This is a genomic window from Bacillus glycinifermentans (assembly GCF_001042475.2).
Lineage (GTDB): Bacteria > Bacillota > Bacilli > Bacillales > Bacillaceae > Bacillus > Bacillus glycinifermentans.
In genome coordinates, this window is sequence record NZ_LECW02000065.1 from 1 (window position 1) to 724 (window position 724).

Annotated in this window: 1 protein-coding gene; it reads right to left on the reverse strand. The window is 45.7% G+C overall.

The annotated features are described in order from the left end of the window. Positions 1 to 724 (reverse strand): peptidoglycan recognition protein family protein (locus AB447_RS23175; RefSeq protein ID WP_172796390.1); only part of this gene is annotated, 724 nt, incomplete at both ends.

The window sequence follows — 724 nt, forward strand, 5'->3', positions numbered from 1 at the left end:
CCGTGCATCAGCTGGAACCGTTTGACCGCGTTCGCCGTTTTCGGCCCGTAATAGCCATCAATTCCGTGATTCTTTGCCTTTTTGTCTGGATAAAAATAGAGAGTAGCTAAAGCCTCTTGAATCTGACGGACAGCCGTTCCTTTCATCAGCGGGCTTTTCACTTTATAGATGCCGGACGGCAGCGTGTATTTTTTGCTCGTTTGCTTTTTGCTTGAGGATGATGACTTTTTATCTGGTGTTGTTTTGGAAACCGTCTTCTTTCCAAGCAAGCTATCGACTTTTTTCCGGAAAGCTGTAAGCTGGCTTGAATCGCTCACCCACGGCGCCGGACAGTTTTTATTTGTCACATCGTAATGACGTACGATCTTATTCGTAGAAAGCCCGTAACGCTTGCACAGATCGGCAACCAGTTCAGCAGCATTTTGAACAGTTTCGCTGTGAATTTTACCGTCTTTTTCGACACACATTTCAACGCCGATCGCTGTTGTATTGGCATTCGGTTTTAGAAAGCTGACATAACACCGGTTTTGATCATGTGCATGGTATGCGACTTCATTTTCAGGGATAATCAGCTGCGCTTCTTTACGGTCAACAAAATAATGTGCTGAGGCGTAACGTTTATCCGCGATACACGTTCCATTGAAGTAATTCCGCTCATTCAATGCAGATGCGCCCGGCGTCGCCGTCCAATGCATTACAATGCCTTTGACTCCTGACAATTTCA